Genomic DNA, 17,167 nt, shown 5'->3' with positions numbered 1-17,167 from the left:
CAGCGGACTTTAATCCACGGGGGTCTCGGTCCTCTGGAGGATCATCCGGCTCAGAGGCCGTGAGAGGTGTACGACCAGGTAGAAGCGGAGATCCAGAGGAAGGACTCTTCGGCCCGGTGGAGCCTCTTCGAGCCGCACTGGGTCCCCTCCGTGGAGATCGAATGGGGACCGATGGGGGTGACGGGCCTCATGAGAGGAGACCCCCGGCTTCAGCCGGGGTTCTTCTTGTTCGAGGGACTTCTTTCTTCCTCACCCAGTGGGCGGGCTCTCGGTCTCGCTCCCCGCACTCCTGTCATCCGGTGTCAACAGCGCAAGAACCATCGCCTTGGGGTACCTTCGTTGTCCGCTGGGTGTCTTGATGTACTCAATCCGTCCCTCGTTACCCCACCGCGTGACGCTTGCGGCGTCGACGCGGAATAACTTGGCAACTTCACCTGTCGTGTACAGAGGTTCGTACTCGGGCGATTCTCTCGCCATGCCTGTAGCTCTTCTCTAGCACAGTGACAGGCCCCGCCCACGGGGAAGGCGGCGGGGCCTGCCGGTCTGCCGGGGGCTTAGCCGCAGTCGCCTGCGTCACGGAAGGAAGATCCTTCGGGGTTCCACAGGTCCTCGTCGACGGGCAGCCCCGCCCGCCGCATCAGGGCCGCGGTCTCCTGGACTTCGTCGGCGTTCTGTTGGCCGAGCGATACCGGCTCGTAGTGCAGGAACCCGCCGAGCCTCGCGCAGAGCTCCGCGTACACCTCGGTGTGCAGGATGAGTGCCCAGTGCCCGAGGCTTACGTCCTCTGGCGCGGCGAGCCGACGGCCACGATTTTCGGCACACAACTGGGTGAACGCCAAGGCTTGCTCGACGATCCTCCGAGCGTCGCGCGGGTGCACGTAGTGTTCGCGCGCCACATAGCGGACAACCTTCTCGAAACTCTCTGATGAAACGAGAGTTCTCGAATCGAAGATGGTCGTAGTCAACTTCCTATCCCTGATGTTCTGTGAATCGTGCTGTATCCAGGGCGGAGGGCCGCCACCAAGCGGACTCTCGTGATGGCGGCCCTCCTGGGCCCCTCCCTAGAGCGGGACCCAAACCTGATCCGGTGTGATTGGATACGCCCTCAACCGGGTTGTCCGGACCAGGTTGAGTTGAGACCTAGGGCTGCATAGACCACCTTCCTCCTACGGACGACGGGTGCGGCCTCGCCCTTACGCAGCGGTCAACGGCTCAGAGCGAGGGACGGGGCCTCCGGACACGACGCGGACCCCCTCGTGAACTCCCCTTAGGGGCGAAGGACGCAGTGCCCGGAGGAATTCAAGGGGCCTTGGTCCGCGTTGCGGCGGTCATTTGCAAGACCGCCCAGACGGTCTTGCCGCCGTGCTCCTTCTTCACCCCATGCTGCTTCGAGAGGTACTTCACGATCCCCATTCCCCAGCCGTGGGGGTCCGGCGCGTCGTCGGGGACATGGTGCGTAGGGATCGTCAGGTCCGGTGAAGCCTGCTTCGGGCTCTTCGGGGAGCAGTCGTGGACCTCGATCAGCAGCCCGTCTCTTACGGCCGACATGCGAAGAGTGATCGGCTCATCCGTGGCTCGTACCGCGTTGGTGACCAGCTCCGAAGCCACCAGTACGGCCGCTTCGACGGTCGTCTCGCCGACGTTCCACCGGTTACCGGCGGCCCCTACGATCAGGCGGACCTCCGCGACCACGCTTGCAGTGCCGGCTACCTTGTAGCGGAGGGCCTGGAATTCAAGTGCCTGTTGTCCGGCCGACGTCTCGTCCAGCGTTGAAGTCATTCCCCATTCGCTTCCGGCCGGGCGCGGTCGGCCAGCTCGTCTTGTTGAGCCATCAAGGCGGAGAGCGTTGATTCGTCGGGCGCGGTGAGCGTGTCCAGGAGGCGAGGATCGTCCCCAATCGAGCAGGGACGTCGCAAGTGAACCGTCCACAGCTCGGTTTGGGCTGACTGGTACGGCTCCGCCCAACGGCTCGTGTGCTCGCCGACGGCCGGGAGCGGGTCAGTGTGGTCGACGTGCGGTACACCGTTGCTGCGGGGACCGATGAGGGACACGACCGCTGCCTCCCGATTTCGATTCGGCGACTCTGTGTCACACGACACTGACCTAGCGGCCGACCCCAGGTCGAGAAGAATGCAGCAGAATGCAGCAGTGCTCTAGTCGCTTGGGGCGGTGAAGACCTCCAAGGCACGGAGCACCAGCACCCGAGCCTGCTCCCCGAATACCGCCATGCCGCGCAACATCTCGAAGGTACGGAGGTAAACCTCCAATTCGCGGGGCTGCGTGACAGTCACCTGGGCTGACGGCAGCTCAGTCGTCAGCCTCTCGGAGTCGAACAGCCAGAACCCGTTGACCGGCCACATGGCTTCGCGGAAGCTGCTCGCCGGGATGATGCCGAGGGCCACGTTCGGCATGGACATCACGCTCAGGACGTGGCCGAGCTGGCCTGCCATGATCTCGCGGTCACCGAAGGCCGTCCGAAGGACCGATTCCTCCAGAACGACAACGAATCGATGGTTCCCCTCGCGAAGGACGCGTTGACGAGCGATGCGGGCTGCGACGGCCTCGTCGAGGTCGTCGGGTATTCGGCTGAAGTCGATGATGACCCGCATGAGGGCCCGCGCGTACTCGGGGGTTTGGAGCAGTCCCGGCATCAACGCCGGTTCGTAGATCCGGAACAGCTCGGTCCGCTCGTAGAGCGGCACCGCCGCCTCCTGGACGCGCCGCATCCCAGTGCGTTCCATCCGGCGCCATTCGACGTACGCCGACTCGACACTCCGCGCCGAGGCGACCAGGTCCTCGGCCTGTTCGGGCACGTTGCAAGCCTCACACCAGACACGGATGTCCTCCGCCGAGGGAGAGGTGACCGTGTGCTCTAGCTTGGAGACCTTGGTGGGGTGCCATCCCACCACCTCGCCGAGCGACTTGGCGCTGTGACCTGCTTCCTCTCGGATCTCACGAAGGCGATCCGCTAGTACCTGCTTAGCGGCCTGGACTGAGGAGGACGGGGACTTGCGCACGGTTCGAACTCGTGCGTTCCGTCAGCAGGACCGCAGCCGGTGTTCGGCGTGGTCTGTTCCTAGCCTCCAGACCTGCTCGAAAGCCGTCGAGCACAGCGCAACGACGTCGTCGTCGGCGGAGAGCTGTCGCCCAATGGGGCGGCCTGTCCCGTCGAACAGCAGAAAGAGGACGCGGGAGGCGTCGATGAGCCAGAAGTCATTTCCAGGGAGAGCGATCGCTGACGCCCGCCCGCGGGGCAGCCATCGGACCTGCTCACCGAACTCCACGTTCTGCCAGGTGCCGGCGTGCTCGAAGGCTATGTACTCGCTGACGGGCTCGGAGATGATCCTGGCCCTGCGTATCGAGACTCCTCTGGCGACTGTGTCGGCCGTCAAATTCCACCATGGGTGGTCTTCCCGGGGCAGAACCCCGGTTCGCCCCCCGGCGACCCACTCCTTGTAGCGCTCGTCCTCGTAGTCCACCAGGTAGCCGTCGCGCATCTCTAGGTGGGCGAGACTTCGTGTTGCGGAGCCGAAGAGTGAGACCCACTCATCGAATGAGAGTCTGCGTGAAACTTCATCCATCCGCGGTACGCTGCTCACCTTCCAGCACCTCCAGTGCCCTTAGCAGCAACGGGGCCATCCTCGCCGGGATGCGGACGACCTCTTCGTGGCTCGGGATCTTGCCGGTCTCCAGACACAGAGAGCGCATCTCGGGATCAAGTGTCCAGCCCTGTAGCACAAGCTCCTGAGCGCTTGGCTCGACCCACACCGTGGGGGACTCCCCGTGGCTGCTGTTCGGATCTTTTCCGATGAACTCTAGGCCCATGATCGCCTCCGAGGTAGAGAGGATGCAGCAGAATGCAGCATCCGATGGGAAGCTTCACCCGGGCAGAAGCCACAGTCAAGAGAGCATCTATGTAACGCTGGGTAGAGGTATCTGCACAGGGAGGCTATGTGGAGGTCGTCATGAACCCCTCTCCTCGGTGGCGCAAGTCGTCCCACACCGGGAACTTCGACTGCGTGGAGCTAGCCGGTTTCACGGCCGGTGTGGAGATCCGAGACTCCAAGGATCCTGAGGGGCCTCGGCTGAGGATCAGCCGAGGTGGCCTGGCGACGCTGCTGCGCCAAGTCAAGGCCGACGAGGCAGCCATCTAACATCTGATACTCGAAAGCCCCCTCTGCGGAGGGGGCTCTGTAGTTCCGGAGGAATGCGTAGCGTCCGCGGGGACGAAGACGGGGAGGTTTGGGGCTGTAGTACCCCGAGGAAGCACACGATCGTCTCCTACGCCCGGAAAAGCGGTGGCCGCTGGCCCAGGTTGAGCCTGGTCTAGCCGGAGAAACTGCTTGAGCACGTCTGGGGGCGCGCAACCTCAGGCGCGGGACCGGTCTCCGTTGAAGAGGCGTAGAACCGTCGACTCGATGTAGAAACTAGACCTCAACCGGTCCCACAAGGGACCCACCTTTGCGGGACGGCCCCTTGTAGCATCTCATAGCTGGATCGGCCCTGCTAAGTTGACTTCGGACTTGTCCTATCAACCAGTCGGCAGGGCTACATGATTGAGAACGTGCCTCCGGCGCAGGGCCGGGCCGCTGCTTGTAAGACTCTGGCACGTCGCCGGATCAAAGCGGCCTGATTCCCCACTCGTGGGGATCTAAAGAGGGGCCGAGACCCTATCTGGGATGTTCCTGCGTTTCGGGTGCGCCGTCAGGGACTTGAACCCCGAACCCGCGGATTAAGAGTCCGCTGCTCTGCCAATTGAGCTAACGGCGCCTGTCAGCAGGGGCTCCGGCCGTGGCCGGTGTCCCTGGCGACAGGAAGAACAGTAGCAGCCGCTGCGGACCTGCGCGAATCGGTTACTCCTTGGCCGGAAGCAGGCTCATCATGCCGCGCCAGGCGCCGATGGCGGTGGCGCGGGAGCTGACGCCGAGCTTGGCGTAGATGCGGTTGACGTGGTTCTTGACGGTCTTCTCGCTGAGGAAGAGCTGGCGGGCGATCTCGCCGTTGGAGCGGCCGGTGGCGATGAGGTCCATGACCTCGGACTCGCGGGCGGACAGGCCGAGCGAGAGCCGGGACGCGTCGCGGACGCCGCGGATCAGGTCGCGGACGGTGAAGACGCCGGGGACGAGGTGGCCGGAGGCGCCGCCGCGCAGGGCGGTCTCGACCCCGGTGTCGCCGGGTGAGGCGAGGACGAAGACGCGGGACGCGCGGCTGAGGGGGGCGGCGTGACCGGTGCGGGCGGCGTCGGCGTCCAGCAGGACGATGTCGGGTCTCAGACGTTCGGCCAGGTCAACGGCGTCGCCGGCCTGGGCGGTCTCGGCGATGACCTCGAGTTCGTCGCTGGTCTGGAGTAGGGAGATCACGTCCGCTCGGACATGCGGGTCGCGGTCCACCACGAGCACGCGCAGTGGGGCCGTTGCGTCGACACTCATCCGTTGCCCTTGGGTGTCGTTGGGGGTTATAGGGACGGAGCATAACCGTCCGATCATTCTGAGTCGATGAAACGCGCCGTGTTAAGGGGTGATTTCGACGGGTGACCGCAGGGTCACCCCTTGCGGACGACCGCTCGTGAGAGCCTGGACGGTATGTCAGCGGCTGGCGAGACCGGCTTGATCGGGATCGGCTACCAGGGACACGATCTCCCGTCCTTCCTGGCGCGGCTCTCCGCCGAGAACGTGTCCCTGGTGGTGGACGTCCGGCTCAACCCGATCTCCCGCAAGCGCGGGTTCAGCAAGCGGGCCCTGTCGGAGGCACTGGAGTCCGCGGGGATCGGCTACGAGCACGCCCAGCCGCTGGGCAACCCGAAGGACAACCGCGCAGGCTTCGGTGGTTCCCCGAAGGAACTCCAGGATGCCAGGCTGCGCTACGCCGAGGTACTCGACGCCCCGGCTGCCCGCGAGTGGCTCACGGCCATCGCGACCTGGGCCATCGACCGCAAAGTGGCGCTCCTCTGCTTTGAAGCAGACCAGACACGCTGCCACCGCGACATGGTGGCCACCGAGGTCCACCGCCTGAGCCGGATCTTCAGCAGCGAGCACGGAGGCGTGACGCCTGGGCCTCGACCGCCTGCATAGAGCGTTACGCATGGCGGTTGGGCCCCAAAAGGTGTCCATTCGGCAAGGTCCCGCTCGCAGTGTCGCGGGTACCCCGGGCGAATGCCCTCTGACTTAGTGATGCAGCGTCACAGTCTTTGCTGCTAGATGCCTGTTCAATGGAGTGCTGTCGAGGCGTTCCGAACTGCGTGCGGGTCGGCTTCAGGCGGGGGTGGGCCGCCACTCGTCACGCGTACGTCCGGGCCGCCCTCAGTGTCCGCCGACCTACGCAAGGGACTCCTGCGCGGTGGCAGGCTCGGCCACCTCTGTGGCCAGCGGGACCTCGCCTCCGGTCTTGCTGTAGCCGAGGGCCTCGACGATCAGGCCATCGCGGACGCGCATGAGGTTCACGCCCCGCACCGAGTCGGCGGGGCCATCGCCGTAGGTATAGCGCCAGCGGATCGTCGCCCGGTCGCCGAGAACCACCACTTCCTCGGGCGCGAACTGGGAGGTGTGGTCCTCGGCGAGCGCGCGCCAGAACGTCAGGCAGTCCTCGCGGCCTTCGTAGCGAGCACCGTCGGGGGCCGGCTGGATCGCCTCCATCACGCAGTCCTCACCGATCAGGTCGTTGAGGACTGCCGGGTCGTGCTCGACGAAGGCGCGATTGAAGCGGTCGATGACATCGGCCGTGGTGTGGTCGGACATGAGATCCTCCTAGTAGATAGAACATTCGGTCTATTTGGACCATATAGACCGGTTGATCTACTCGTCAACCGGTGGCAGCCTTGAGAACATGAGCGCCCACCCCAGGCCCGGCCCGCGAGAACGTCTGCTGGACGCGGCCCAGAAGCTGACCTACTCCCACGGCGTGAGCGTCGGAGTCGACAGCATCCTCAAGGCCGCGAACGTGGCCCGGCGCTCTCTGTACGAGCACTTCGGCGGCAAGGACGAACTGATCGTCGAGGTCCTCAGACGCAGCACTGCCGAGGACGAGGCGCGCTACCTGGAGACCATGCAGGCCGCGGGCGACAACCCGCGCGACCGCCTGCTGGCCGTCTTCGACGAGCTCGCCAAGGTCATCGCCGAGCCCGATTTCCGCGGCTGCCGCTATCTGGCCGCCGATCTCGCCCTGGCAGACCCCGAGCACCCTGGGCACGCCGTTACCCGCGACTACCGTCAGCGCGTGCACCGCCTTCTTGAGCACGAACTCGTCGAACTCGGGCATCCGAACGCCTCACATGCGGCCGACCAACTTCTTTTGCTCATCGACGGCACGCTCGCGGCCGGAGCCACCCGTCCCGATCGTCACCGCGCGGCGGCCGCTCGCGAGGTCGCCGAGCAGATTCTCGACGCCGCACTCAAGGTCGGACCGTGACCGTTGCGAAGCTTGGTCCGAAGGCCCTGAGCGGGAGCTCGTGAACGGGCGGACTGCGGTCATCTGAGCGCACACCATCAGGTGATCCTTCGATTCGGGTGCCTGGCCGGGAACGTCGTAGACGTCCTGGCTCTCCTGTGTGGTGCGCCGTCGGCATCATGGTCGCGCTCTGTGTGATCGGCGGCGGTGAGCGCCGGGGCGTGGTCGTCGTTGAGACGGTCTGACCGGAAAGCGGGAATTTGGCGAGGGATCGCGACCCCGGTCGAAGCGCACGTACCGTGCCGACCGGCTGTCGGCCCTGGCGTCGAGACGCAGGGCTGAGCCTCGTCGCCGCTGGCCATCCCTCCATGTCTCTCGACGAGTGACCCGGCGTTCCCATCGGGGCCTGCGGACGAGCTGAGGTCTCTCCACCTCTTGCGTCAATTACGGACATGGATTTAGAGTCATCCCCATGAACCTGTCAGACAGCTTGGCTGCCAACCAAGAGCCGTCGTTTGTGGCCACTCCCGTGGCCCGCTGGAGCGCGGTCGATCAAGTCATCGCGCAGCTTCGCGAGGGGATCGCTTCCGGCGCGCTGCCCGTGGGCTCGAAGCTGCCGTCCGAGACCAAGCTCGCGGCCTCCCTCGGGGTGAGCCGGCCGGTGATCCGCGAGGCACTCGGCTCCCTGCGGACGCTCGGTCTGGTCGCCTCCAGCGTCGGCAAGGGCTGGCAGGTGACCAGCGACACCGTGAGCAGCAACCTCGTGTTGGCCGACTCCTACCTGCCTGAGCATCTGTACGAGGTACGCCAGCACCTGGAGGTACCGTCCGCCGGTTATGCGGCGTTGCACCGCACCGACTCCGACGTCGAGAGACTGCGTCAGATCTTGGAGGACGAGGGCGGCGCCGCCGACCCGACGAGCGCGGTGGCCTTGGACGGGGCGTTCCACATCGGCATCGCGCGCTGCTCCGGCAACCCGTTGCTGGAGCGGCTGGTCGAGTACATCCGCACTGGTCTGGAGGAGCAGTCGCGTGCCTTGACCACCCTGCACGGCCGCGGTCAGCAGGCGATGGCCGAGCACCAGGCGATCCTGGACGCGATCAGTGCCGGTGACCGGCAGGCGGCCGAAGCGGCGATGCAGGCGCACCTGGATGCGGTGATGCGGTCGGTGGCCTCCCTGGGCACCGTGACCGGCGATGGCCGCCGGGCCGGCGACGGCCTGGTCGGCGACGGTCCGGCCGGCGGGAGCGCGGCCGGGGCCACAGCGAGCGGGCTGGAGCCGCGGTCATGACGGGCGGTGCGGACGGCCCGCGCCGGGTCGTGATCGTCGGGTTCCCCGGCTACCGGGAACTGCACGTCTGGTATCCGCTGCTGCGCTTCCGCGAGGAGGGCGCCGACGTGACGCTCGCCGCGCCCGACGGCGTGCGGACGTGCGAGGGCACGCTCGGCTACCCGCTCATCCCGGAGACGGCGGTCTCGGCGCTCGACCCCGCCGGGATCGGGACGCTCGTCCTGCCGGGCGGCCATGGCGCCGGGGACGCCGCCGCGGATCCGGCGCTCGCCGAGTTCGTTCGGCGGGTCCACGGAGCAGGGGCGGTCGTGGCCGCGGTCGCAGAGGGCGCCGCCGTGCCGGTGGCGGCCGGGGTGCTGCCGGCCTCCCGCGGTGCCGGAACCGGTGAAACCAATGGTCAGGGGCCTGGCGCCGAGAACGACGTCATCGAAGAGGGACGGGTGATCGTGGCGCGTGACACCGACGCGCTGCCCGCGCTCGTGCGCCGGCTGACCACGTCCCCTGGCCCACACGCACAAGAAGGCTGAGCCATCGCAGAAAGGACGGCTGTCATGCCCACCATCCACACGGTCCTCGGAGATATCGATCCGGCGCAGGCGGGAATCACCCTGACGCACGAGCACATCGTCTACGCCAATCCCGGTTGCGAGTTCGACCACCAGACGGTCTATGACGTGGAGGAGGTCGCGAGCGAGGTCGGCGAACTGCTGAACGGGGCGCTGGGGACCTACGGGATCCAGACGATGGTGGATCTGACACCGATCGAAGTGGGTCGCAATCCGCTGCTGCTGAAGGCGACCGCGGAGAAGACAGGCGTGCACATCATCGGCACGACCGGATTCTTCCCCGAGCGGATCGGGATTCCCTACCACTTCCGCAAGCAGGACATCGGCTACCTCAAGGACTTCTTCATCCGCGACCTGACCGAGGGAATGGCGTCGGCCAATCAGCGGACGTCGGTGCGGGCCGGGATCATCAAGGTCGCCACCGGCTCGGGGGACGGGCACGAGGGGATGACCCCGCTCCAGCCGTCGGGCCTGCGGGTCACCGCGCTGGAGGAGCGCATCGTGCGGGCCGCGGGCCGTGCCCAGGCCGAGACGGGCTGCCCGATCAACACCCACACCGAGCCCGCCGACTACGCGGTCACCAATCCCGGGATCGAGCAGCTCGACCTGCTGGAGGCCGAGGGCGCCGATCCTGCCAAGATCCTCATCGGGCACGCGCTGGTCAAGCCCGACATCGAGCAGCTCAGCGAGATCTGCCGGCGCGGGGCGAACCTCCAGATCGACCACATCGGGATCCCCTGGCGCAACACCTCGGCCGAGCAGCTCGACGACCTCATGGCACGGCACATCGCCGAGCTGGCCGACCGCGGCTACCTGGAGCAGATGACCTTCTCCTACGACCGGTTCTTCCGGCACGCCCGGGGCCCGGTGGACGAGCTCGAACCCGACATGCTCAACGAGCGCGTCGACCTGGACCACCTTTTCGAGAGCTTCGTGCCGCGGCTGGCCAAGTACGGCTTCGACGACGCCGCCGTGCGGCAGGTGCTCGTGGTCAATCCGGCCAAGTACCTCGCGTTCTGACCGGGCGCCCTTTCCCCGGACCAGATCCTCGTCGCGGAAACTCCTCACAGGAACAGAGGGTTCGCAATGCACATATCCGATGCCACGGTGGGCGTCCTCGTGGAGAACCAATACCAGGAGATCGAATTCTGGTACCCGGTGCTGCGCTTCCGGGAGATGGGCGCCAACGTGATCGTGATCGGCCCGAGCGCGGACGCCGTCTATGGCAGCAAGCTGGGCCATCCGGTGCGTCCCGAGTTCGCGGTGGGCGACGTGCGGCCCGAGGATCTGGACGCGGTGCTGATCCCGGGCGGGTTCGCCCCCGAGGCGCTGCGGCGCAACGCGGGCGTCCTCGACCTGGTGCGGGCGGTGCACGACCGCGGCGCGGTGGTCGGCGCGGTGTGCCACGCGGGCTGGGTGCTCGCCTCGGCGGGCCTGGCCAAGGGACGGCGGCTCACCTCGGTGAGCGTCATCCGGGACGACATGGTCAACGCCGGCGCGCAGTACCTGGAGGACGCGGTGGTGCGCGACGGCAACCTGGTCACCGCGCGGCTGCCCAACGACGTGGGCTCGTGGTGCCGGGAGATCCATGCCGCCATCGAGGACCTGCCCGCCCGCCCGGCTCGGTCACGGCCGCTCACGCCGACACGGCGCGTCTCGGCCGTCTACGACCTGCCCGTCCGGGTCAAGCAGCGGGCCGTCGCGCCCGGATCGGCGAACTACACGCAGTACGCGGCGGCGGGTGAGCCCGCGTGAACGGGACGCCGCGGCCGCCGGTGCGCACCGTCCGCCTGCACGGATCGGCGTTCGAGGCCGGAGTGCGGTACGGGACGGGGGCGCGGGCCGAGATCCGCACGTCGATCACCCGCTACGCCGCCGTGTTCGCCGCGGCTGGGCTGGGCTCCTGGGCCGACGCCGTGTCGGCTGCGCAGCGATACGCGCAGCCGATCGCGCACCACGCGCCGGACTCCCTGGAACAGATGCGCGGCATGGCCCGCGGGGCCGATCTGGAACTGGGCGACATCCTCGCGCTGAACGCGCGCAGCGAGCTGATGTTCGGGATCTCCCCGTCCACCTTTCCGGACGACGGCTGCACCTCCCTGGCGGTGTTGCCGGAGCGGTCGGCCGGCGCAGGGATGCTGCTCGCGCAGAACTGGGACTGGATCGTCGGGGCGCGCGAGTCGGTGGTGCTGCTCGTCCGCGAGGAGGGGGAGCGTCCCGGTTACGTCGCGCTGGTCGAGGCCGGTCTGCTGGCGAAGACCGGCATCAACACCGCCGGGCTCGGCCTGTGCACGAACACGCTGGTCAGCACCACCGAGGACGGGACGTCCGGCGTGCCGTACCACGTGCTGCTGCACCAGCTGCTCCAGATGGAACGGGTGTCGGACGGGCTGCGGCTCCTGTACGCGGTGCCGCGTGCCCTGTCCGCCAATTACCTCCTGGCGCACCGCGACGGCACGGCGGTGGACGTCGAGACGGCACCGGGCGGCCCGGACGGGGTCGCGCTCCTCACCCACGACGACGGCGTGATCGCGCATACCAACCATTTCCGCGACGCCCGGCTGAGCCGGACCGACCTGCGGCTCCGGGAGAGCCCGCACACCGCCATACGGCTCGACCGGGTGACCCGGCGGCTGGCGGCGGTGACCGGGGAGATCGGCACAGCGGAGGTGCTCGACGCGCTGACCGACCATGCCAACCATCCGCTGAGCGTCTGCCTGCACCCCGATACGCGACGTCCGCCGAGTGCCCGGTTCGCGACTTTGGCGACGGTCGTCTACGAGCTGGCCGACGGCGGTATCCGGCTGGGCGTCGGGCAGCCCTGCACCGCGGAGTTCGCCCGTCTCGATCTGGCAGGGCTGCTCACCGCAGGCGGCGGTGCCGAACGCGCGCCCCGGCTGACGGTGGCCGCGCGCCCGTGCGGGTCGCAGCCCCCGTCCGATGCCCCGCCCATCACGGGTGGCACCGGAGGCGGCACGGCCGTGGCCGGATCCACCACCGGAACCGTGTCCTCCAAAACCCAGGCCACCTTGAACACCGTGCTCGGCCCGGTCGACCCGGCCTCGGCCGGGCAGATCCTGCCGCACGAGCATATGTTCGTCGATTTCCGGCGCAGGTTCTCCGAGCCGCACCCCTCGGTGTCGGCGCTGACCACTCGGGAGCCGGTCCAGCTGGCGAACCTGGGCTGGGTGCGCTACAACCAGCGCTGCAATATCGACAACCTCGTGCTGGACGACCTCGACGTCGCCGTCACCGAGCTGGTGGAGTTCGCCGCCGCGGGCGGGACCTGTGTCGTCGACCTCACCCCGCCGTGCCTCGGACGCGACGTCGCCAAACTGGTGGCCCTGTCGCGCCGGACGGGGGTCGACGTGGTGATGGGCACGGGGTACTACCTGGACGAGTTCCAGTCCCCGGCGGTCAGGTCCATGAGCGTCGAACAGCTCGCCGACTCCATGATCGCCGAACTCACCACCGGGGTCGCCGGCACCGGGGCCCGCGCCGGCGTGATCGGTGAGATCGGCTGCTCGTGGCCGCTGACGGGCAGCGAGCGCAGGGTGCTCCGCGGTGCCGCGCTGGCCCAGCGGCAGACGGGCGCGGCGATCTCGGTGCATCCCGGCCGCGACCCCGCCGCGCCGTTCGAGATCGTCGAGATCCTGCGGGAGTCGGGCGCCGACCTGGAACGGGTGGTCATCGGCCACCTCGACCGGACCATCGCCGAACTCGACCCGCTGCTGCGGCTCGCCTCCCTGGGCCCCTACCTGGAGTTCGACCTCTTCGGCCAGGAATCGAGTCACACCCGATACGGACCCGTCGACCTGCCGAACGACCTCGGCAGGCTCAAGGTGATCGGTGAGCTGGTACGTCGTGGCCATGGGCACCAGGTGCTGGTGTCCCACGACATCGCCCTCAAGCATCGCCTCGACCAGTACGGCGGCCATGGCTACGCGCACCTGGCCCGCCGTGTCCTTCCTCGCATGCCCGAGGTCGGCCTGACCCCCCGGGACGTGGACCTGATCGTCCGCGGCAATCCGGCGCGCATGCTCGCGTTCCCGCGGGTGGACGACACTCCTCGTCCCCTGCCGGAAAGGCCAAGCGGCCCCACCCCATCAGTAATGTCCGCCTAGGAAGGCACGGCCATGCACACTCCGACCAGCACTCACCCGAACCTCAGGCGGCATCTGCCACTGGCCGCCGCCCTCAGCCTCTGCACGGCGGCGGCGCTGCTGTCGGCCTGCGGTACGCCGGACGACGACGCGCCCGGCGCCAAGACCGGGCAGGGGGCCGTCAACCTGACGGTCGACAAGGCCCTGCAGGCCAAGCTGCCGCCGGACCTTCGGGCCAAGGGCAGCGTCGATGTCGCCGCGGTCTCCGACTATCCGCCGCTCAGCTTCTCCGGAGAGGGCAGCACGACGATCGTCGGCTTCAACATCGACTTCCTGAATGCCGCCGGACGGCTGCTCGGCCTGACCTTCAACCCCAAGGACACCTCGTTCGACTCACTGATCCCCTCACTGCAGAGCGGGCGCGTGGTGCTCGCCAGCGGCGGTGCCACCGACACACTGGAGGCCGAGAAGGCGACGATCCTGGTGGACTACCTCAAGACCGGGGCGCAACTGTCGGTCAAGCCGGGCAACCCCAAGAAGATCACCAGCCTGGACGCCGCCTGCGGGCAGAAGGTCGCCACACTGGCCGGGTCGGTGCGGTACATGACCGCTCTGCAGGCGGCGACGAAGAAGTGCCAGGACTCCGGTAAGCCTCCGATCCAGATCAGCACGTTCAAGACCGCCGACCAGGGGATGCTGGCGCTCACCTCCGGACGGGTCGACGCGAAGTTCGACTCCAGCATCGCCGCCGCGTACCGGATCGAGGTGGGGCAGAAGATCGAGCTGGCCGGGCCGGCCTACCTTCAGACGCACATCGGCTTCCAGGTCGCCAAGGGCAGGATGCCGCTGGCCCTCGCCCTCCAGGACACCTTCCAGAAGCTGATCGACAACGGCACCTACAAGACGCTGCTGGACAAGTGGAAGATCCGCGGCGCCGTGGACCGCATCGAGATCAACGCCACGTCCAAGACCGCGTCACCGACGCCGACCACGTCCGAAGGCTGACATCCGCGTCCTTCCTCAGCAGTCTGAGCAGGTGAAGTCATGACCAACGCGAGACCAGTAACGGCGAAGGCCGCCGCCGCGCTGCCGGGTGGCGCGCGACCGCCCAAGACGCCGGCGTTCAGAACCACGCTGGAGCGGCTCTGGCGCTCGCAGCGGCGCACCGACTGGGTGCTGACCGCCCTCGTGGTGCTGATCGCCGTGGCGGCGGGCAACTCCGTCGCCCGCAACGACAATTTCGAATGGGGGGTCGTCGGCGACTACCTGTTCTCCCGGCCGCTGATGCTGGGCCTCGGCCGCACCCTGCAACTCACCGGGCTCAGCACGGCCGTCGGATTCGTCCTCGGCGTGGTGCTCGCCGTCATGCGCCTGTCGAGGTCCCCGCTGCCCGTCGCCGCGAGTTCCCTCTACATCTGGTTCTTCCGGGGCACGCCCCTGCTCGTCCAGCTGGTGTTCTGGTTCAACCTCGGTGCGCTCTACCAGCAGCTGAGCCTCGGGATCCCGTTCGGGCCGACGCTCCTGACGGGCGACGCCAACGACCTGATCACGCCGATGAGCGCCGCGGTCCTCGGACTCGGGCTGAACGCGGGCGCCTACATGTCGGAGATCGTCAGAGCCGGGATCCAGTCCATCCACCACGGCCAGACCGAGGCCGCCCAAGCCATGGGCCTGTCCGGGCTGGCGACGATGCGCTACGTGGTGCTGCCGCAGGCGATGCGCGTCATCGTGCCGCCGATCGCCAACGAGGTGATCAGCATGCTGAAGTACTCCTCGCTGGTCAGCGTGCTCGCGGTGCCGGAACTGCTGTACTCCGCGCAGCTCATCTACGCGCGCAACTTCAAGACGATCCCGCTGCTGATCACCATCAGCGTCTGGTATCTCGCGATCACCACCGTGCTCACGATCTTCCAGCACTTCCTGGAGCGCCGCTACGCCCGCGGCGTGCGCGTGGCCGGCCGGTCCCGCAGCGCGACGTCCGCGACCGCGATCGAGCCCGGCGCCGACATCCCCGGCATCTCCAAGGCCGCGCGTCCAGCCGGTGCCCCACCCACCTCTGGAGAAGACCGATGACCGCCGCGATCGTCACCGACCAGCTCGTCAAACGCTATGGAAGCCACGAGGTGCTGCGCCGGATCGACCTGGAAGTGCTGCCCGGGCAGGTGGTGTGCGTCATCGGCCCGTCGGGTTCGGGCAAGAGCACCCTGCTGCGCTGCATCAACCACCTGGAGCAACCCGACGACGGCACCGTGTCCGTCGACGGAGAGGTCATCGGGGTGACGCACAGGCGGGGCCGGACGGTACCGCTGGGCGCCGCCGAACTGCGCAGGCAGCGCGCCGAGATCGGGATGGTGTTCCAGAGCTTCAACCTCTTCCCGCACATGACCGTCCTGCACAACCTGGTCCTGGCGCCGATGAAGGTGCGCGGCCAGAGCAGGGCCGAGGCCGAGCGCCGGGCACGGGTCCTGCTCGGCCAGGTCGGGCTCGCGGACTACGCCGGCGCCTACCCGGTCCAGCTCTCCGGCGGCCAGCAGCAGCGGGTGGCGATCGCGCGCACCCTGGCGATGGAGCCCAAGGTCCTGCTGTTCGACGAGCCGACCAGCGCCCTCGACCCCGAGCTGGTGGGAGAGGTCCTCGACGTGATGCGCAAGCTCGCCCACGCCGGGAAGACGATGATCGTCGTGACCCACGAGCTGGGATTCGCCCGAGAGGTCGCCGACCGCGTCATCTTCATGGACGAGGGCCTCATCGTCGAGGACGGTCCCGCCGACCAGGTGCTGTCGAACCCGCGGGAGAAGCGCACGGCGGCCTTCCTCAGCAAGGTCCTGTGACCGGCATGGCGGCCCCGCCCACCACCCCGCCTCCGGTCGACGTCCATCACCACGCGATCCTGCCCAGGTACCGGGCCGAACTGGAATCGCTGGGCATCGGAGCCCAGCCAGGGGTCGGGTTCCCCCCGTGGACCCCGGAGGCGTCCCTGGACTGGCTGGACTCGGCCGGCATCGGCAAGGCGCTGCTGTCGGTGGCCTCACCTGGATTCTTCTTCGGCGACCACGCGCAGACCGTCCGGCTCACGGCGATGTGCAACGAGGATCTGATGCGGCTCCGCGACCGGCACTCAGGCAGATTCGGCGTCTTCGCGACCGTGCCGCTGCCCTGCCTCGCCGAGTCGCTGGACGAGGTCGAGCGCGCCCTCGGCCGCCGCGCGTTCGACGGCGTCGCGCTGCTGACCCACTACGGCGGCGGCCGGCTCGGCGAGCCGCGGTGGTCGGAGCTGCTGAGCCTGCTCGACGACCACGGCGCCCTCGTCCACGTCCATCCCACTGTGCCGCATGAATGGCCGGCGGACGCTCCGTTGCGGCCGTCCCTCCTGGATTACCCGTTCGAGACCACCCGCACATTCCTCACCCTGGCCTCTCACCGTGCCTTCAGCCGCTACCCCCGCATCCGCTGGATCTTCTCGCACGGCGGCGGAACCGTTCCCTTCCTGGAAGACAGGCTCACCGCCGGTATCGACGGAAGCCCCCTTGGCGGCGGTGACACCATGCGGCAGGCGATGACGGTCAGCTGCTTCGATACCGCCTTGCTGGGCGACCCCGCGCTGGCCGCGCTCACCACATTCGCGGGCCGAGACCGGATCCTTTTCGGCTCAGACCTGCCTTTCGTGAACACCACCCGGGCCACCGCCCTAGCCACCCGCTATAGCCGGATGGCAGAGACCTACCCCAGTGAGCGGCACCGCGTTCGGTGAGCCTCCCTGCCGGGTCATGATCTCGGCTGGCAGGGAGGGAATGACCGTCGACGGCGCACAGGTGCTCGCCGCC

General features: G+C 67.9%; 20 protein-coding genes and 1 tRNA gene. 12 read left to right on the top strand and 9 right to left on the bottom strand.

The window, feature by feature from the left end; all coding sequences use genetic code 11:
- Window positions 1-249: 249 nt before the first annotated feature.
- The 6 genes from AGRA3207_RS11140 to AGRA3207_RS11115 form a co-directional block, all read right to left on the bottom strand.
- Window positions 250-477, bottom strand: a complete 228-nt coding sequence (locus tag AGRA3207_RS11140; protein WP_231334514.1) for a helix-turn-helix domain-containing protein — start codon at window positions 475-477, stop codon at window positions 250-252.
- Window positions 478-554: 77 nt separating this feature from the next.
- A complete protein-coding gene (locus AGRA3207_RS11135) occupies window positions 555-965 on the bottom strand; it encodes a hypothetical protein (RefSeq protein WP_231334513.1) in 411 nt (136 codons plus the stop codon).
- Between the two features lie 334 nt (window positions 966-1,299).
- Window positions 1,300-1,779, bottom strand: a complete 480-nt coding sequence (locus tag AGRA3207_RS11130) for an ATP-binding protein (protein ID WP_231334512.1) — start codon at window positions 1,777-1,779, stop codon at window positions 1,300-1,302.
- Window positions 1,780-2,153: 374 nt separating this feature from the next.
- Window positions 2,154-3,017 (bottom strand): helix-turn-helix domain-containing protein, encoded by an 864-nt coding sequence (locus AGRA3207_RS11125; protein WP_231334511.1) that lies wholly within the window; start codon window positions 3,015-3,017, stop codon window positions 2,154-2,156.
- A 21-nt stretch (window positions 3,018-3,038) separates the two neighbouring features.
- On the bottom strand, window positions 3,039-3,599 hold the full coding sequence (locus AGRA3207_RS11120) for a DUF6879 family protein (RefSeq protein ID WP_231334510.1): 561 nt from the start codon (window positions 3,597-3,599) through the stop codon (window positions 3,039-3,041).
- Window positions 3,574-3,825: a hypothetical protein gene (locus tag AGRA3207_RS11115; RefSeq protein WP_231334509.1), complete on the bottom strand. Its 252-nt coding sequence runs from the start codon at window positions 3,823-3,825 to the stop codon at window positions 3,574-3,576. The genes AGRA3207_RS11120 and AGRA3207_RS11115 overlap by 26 nt, the downstream gene beginning before the upstream one ends.
- A gap of 140 nt (window positions 3,826-3,965) precedes the next feature.
- Here AGRA3207_RS11115 and AGRA3207_RS11110 point away from each other — a divergent pair, with 140 nt between their 5' ends.
- Complete coding sequence (locus AGRA3207_RS11110) at window positions 3,966-4,154, top strand: DUF397 domain-containing protein (RefSeq protein ID WP_231334508.1); 189 nt, start codon at window positions 3,966-3,968, stop codon at window positions 4,152-4,154.
- Between the two features lie 543 nt (window positions 4,155-4,697).
- Here the strand turns inward: AGRA3207_RS11110 and AGRA3207_RS11105 are convergent.
- Window positions 4,698-4,770 (bottom strand) — tRNA-Lys (locus tag AGRA3207_RS11105).
- 83 nt (window positions 4,771-4,853) lie between these two features.
- Window positions 4,854-5,429 (bottom strand): response regulator transcription factor, encoded by a 576-nt coding sequence (locus AGRA3207_RS11100; protein ID WP_231334507.1) that lies wholly within the window; start codon window positions 5,427-5,429, stop codon window positions 4,854-4,856.
- A gap of 153 nt (window positions 5,430-5,582) precedes the next feature.
- Between AGRA3207_RS11100 and AGRA3207_RS11095 the strand changes: the two genes are divergently transcribed.
- Complete coding sequence (locus AGRA3207_RS11095) at window positions 5,583-6,071, top strand: DUF488 domain-containing protein (protein ID WP_231334506.1); 489 nt, start codon at window positions 5,583-5,585, stop codon at window positions 6,069-6,071.
- 243 nt (window positions 6,072-6,314) lie between these two features.
- Here the strand turns inward: AGRA3207_RS11095 and AGRA3207_RS11090 are convergent, their stop codons facing one another.
- Window positions 6,315-6,734 (bottom strand): nuclear transport factor 2 family protein, encoded by a 420-nt coding sequence (locus tag AGRA3207_RS11090; RefSeq protein ID WP_231334505.1) that lies wholly within the window; start codon window positions 6,732-6,734, stop codon window positions 6,315-6,317.
- A gap of 88 nt (window positions 6,735-6,822) precedes the next feature.
- On the opposite strand from AGRA3207_RS11090, the gene AGRA3207_RS11085 reads away from it, so the two are divergent.
- From AGRA3207_RS11085 to AGRA3207_RS11040, 10 genes are all read left to right on the top strand, one after another.
- Window positions 6,823-7,404, top strand: a complete 582-nt coding sequence (locus tag AGRA3207_RS11085; RefSeq protein ID WP_231334504.1) for a TetR/AcrR family transcriptional regulator — start codon at window positions 6,823-6,825, stop codon at window positions 7,402-7,404.
- Between the two features lie 451 nt (window positions 7,405-7,855).
- Window positions 7,856-8,674 (top strand): FadR/GntR family transcriptional regulator, encoded by an 819-nt coding sequence (locus AGRA3207_RS11080; protein WP_231334503.1) that lies wholly within the window; start codon window positions 7,856-7,858, stop codon window positions 8,672-8,674.
- A complete protein-coding gene (locus AGRA3207_RS11075) occupies window positions 8,671-9,201 on the top strand; it encodes a DJ-1/PfpI family protein (RefSeq protein WP_231334502.1) in 531 nt (176 codons plus the stop codon). Before AGRA3207_RS11080 ends, AGRA3207_RS11075 begins: the two co-directional genes overlap by 4 nt.
- 24 nt (window positions 9,202-9,225) lie before the next feature.
- Window positions 9,226-10,260, top strand: a complete 1,035-nt coding sequence (locus AGRA3207_RS11070; protein ID WP_231334501.1) for a phosphotriesterase family protein — start codon at window positions 9,226-9,228, stop codon at window positions 10,258-10,260.
- A gap of 66 nt (window positions 10,261-10,326) precedes the next feature.
- Window positions 10,327-10,995 (top strand): type 1 glutamine amidotransferase domain-containing protein, encoded by a 669-nt coding sequence (locus AGRA3207_RS11065; protein ID WP_231334500.1) that lies wholly within the window; start codon window positions 10,327-10,329, stop codon window positions 10,993-10,995.
- On the top strand, window positions 10,992-13,364 hold the full coding sequence (locus AGRA3207_RS11060) for a phosphotriesterase family protein (protein WP_231334499.1): 2,373 nt from the start codon (window positions 10,992-10,994) through the stop codon (window positions 13,362-13,364). The genes AGRA3207_RS11065 and AGRA3207_RS11060 overlap by 4 nt, the downstream gene beginning before the upstream one ends.
- 12 nt (window positions 13,365-13,376) lie before the next feature.
- The gene (locus AGRA3207_RS11055) at window positions 13,377-14,348 is read left to right on the top strand and encodes an ABC transporter substrate-binding protein (RefSeq protein ID WP_231334498.1); all 972 of its coding nucleotides are present in this window, start codon (window positions 13,377-13,379) and stop codon (window positions 14,346-14,348) included.
- Window positions 14,349-14,387: 39 nt separating this feature from the next.
- The gene (locus tag AGRA3207_RS11050; protein ID WP_231334497.1) at window positions 14,388-15,416 is read left to right on the top strand and encodes an amino acid ABC transporter permease; all 1,029 of its coding nucleotides are present in this window, start codon (window positions 14,388-14,390) and stop codon (window positions 15,414-15,416) included.
- Window positions 15,413-16,174, top strand: a complete 762-nt coding sequence (locus tag AGRA3207_RS11045) for an amino acid ABC transporter ATP-binding protein (RefSeq protein ID WP_231334496.1) — start codon at window positions 15,413-15,415, stop codon at window positions 16,172-16,174. Before AGRA3207_RS11050 ends, AGRA3207_RS11045 begins: the two co-directional genes overlap by 4 nt.
- Before the next feature lie 5 nt (window positions 16,175-16,179).
- Complete coding sequence (locus AGRA3207_RS11040; RefSeq protein ID WP_231334495.1) at window positions 16,180-17,094, top strand: amidohydrolase family protein; 915 nt, start codon at window positions 16,180-16,182, stop codon at window positions 17,092-17,094.
- Window positions 17,095-17,167 lie beyond the last annotated feature (73 nt).

Source organism: Actinomadura graeca (genome assembly GCF_019175365.1).
Classification (GTDB): domain Bacteria; phylum Actinomycetota; class Actinomycetes; order Streptosporangiales; family Streptosporangiaceae; genus Spirillospora; species Spirillospora graeca.
Note: the sequence above shows the minus strand (reverse complement) of the source record. Positions and strands in the feature narration are given on the sequence as shown.